The following is a 1,398-nucleotide window of genomic DNA, read 5'->3' on the forward strand; positions in this document are numbered from 1 at the left end:
CGGCAGCACCCCGACCTGGTTGTTCCACGACGACAGGGCGGGGCCCGTGCCGAACACGACGGCCGCGACCGTCGGCAGCGCCAAGGCCATGCCCACCCCGCCGAGCGCGATCCCCGCCGCCCGACGCGGACCGAGCTGCGGCGCGAGCGACCACCCGGCGACGACGAACACCCACGCCACGAGGGCGAAAGCCACGGTGAGATAGGCGATCCGGACGAACGGCACACTCCACAGGGTGGGCCACGCACCGTCGGGGCCCGAGAGCCCGATCGCCGCGAGAGCCACGATGCACCGCAGCACGAGCGCTCCGCCCACGGCGGCGATGATCGGCCACGGCGAGCGCGAGCCGAGCAGCAGCCGGACGACGAGCGCGAAGACGAGCCATCCCGCGACCGCGATGGCGACGCTGCTCAGCCCCTCGCGCTGCGCCTGCACCGTACGTGTGGCGACGAGCAGGCCACCGGGGATGATGATCATGAACCACCGGTCGAGGGGCAACACGCCCAGCGTCGACTCGCGCGCACGCCACGGGCGCGTCGACGCGATCCAGGTGGCGCGCGCCGCGGCGGCGCCCGGCCGCCCCACCAGGCGGGTCCGGGACGCGAGCATCCCAATCGCGACCCACGCCATGGCGAGGAGCAGGAGTCCTCGTGCGATCCACTCGGTCGTGACATCCACTTTGCGCGGCATCCGGGCGAACGGATCGACCACGAGGGCCATCACCACCCCGGCGATGAGGAGAGCGACGGCGACGCCGAGGGCCAGGATGCCTCGCCCCGTCGTCGTCGCCATGCACCCACGTTACCGGCCCGCGCCTGTGCACTTCTGCGGCGGGTGAGGCACCCGCGGCACCGCACCGCGGACCAGCCGCGGCAGACACCTCACGCGCGGTCGTGGAGGGTCACGTGGTACCCGTCGAGGTCGGCGAAGGTGAAGGTGCGGCCGAAAGGTCCGTCGATGGGTGCGGACACGATGCGGTGCCCCGCGGCGGCGAGTTCGTCATGGATCGCCTGCACGTCGGTGGCATGCAGCCACAGGGCGACTCCGAGGCCCGGCTGTGCGACCGCGTCGAGGTCGGTCCCGGGCACGAGGTCGCGCAGCGCGAAAGCGATCGGCGCCGTCGTGAAGACGACGGCGTGCGGCGGACCCGCGGGCGACCGGACGAGGCCGAGGTAGCGCTCGTAGAAGGCCTGCGAGGCGCCGAGGTCGCGCACCTGGAGGGAGAGGAAGTCGGGGCCGGTGACGGGCATGGAATCTCCTTGTGTCAGATAACTGACACCCAGCATATGTCAGAATACTGACATGAAGCAAGAGGGAATCGACCTCGAGACGTCGCTCGGCTACCTGCTCAAAGAGGCGTCGAGCGCGCTGCGCACCGCCATGGAGGAGGTCCTGCGC

At 71.5% G+C, this 1,398-nt stretch carries 1 protein-coding gene and 2 pseudogenes; 1 reads left to right on the plus strand and 2 read right to left on the minus strand.

Annotated elements, in window-relative coordinates; all coding sequences use genetic code 11:
- Together LQV45_RS32480 and LQV45_RS32485 are read right to left on the minus strand one after the other, a co-directional pair.
- A pseudogene (locus tag LQV45_RS32480) lies at positions 1–792 on the minus strand (hypothetical protein); the annotation flags it as partial.
- Between the two features lie 89 nt (positions 793–881).
- Complete coding sequence (locus LQV45_RS32485; RefSeq protein WP_230011688.1) at positions 882–1,250, minus strand: VOC family protein; 369 nt, start codon at positions 1,248–1,250, stop codon at positions 882–884.
- A gap of 52 nt (positions 1,251–1,302) precedes the next feature.
- Between LQV45_RS32485 and LQV45_RS32490 the strand changes: the two are divergent.
- Positions 1,303–1,398 (plus strand): annotated as a pseudogene (locus LQV45_RS32490) (MarR family transcriptional regulator); the annotation flags it as partial.

The organism is Microbacterium sp. Bi128, assembly GCF_918698205.1.

Bases quoted from the DNA above. Each gene is read 5' to 3' on its own strand.
- LQV45_RS32485 (WP_230011688.1), bottom strand. From the start codon at position 1,250: ATGCCCGTCACCGGCCCCGACTTCCTCTCCCTCCAGGTGCGCGACCTC.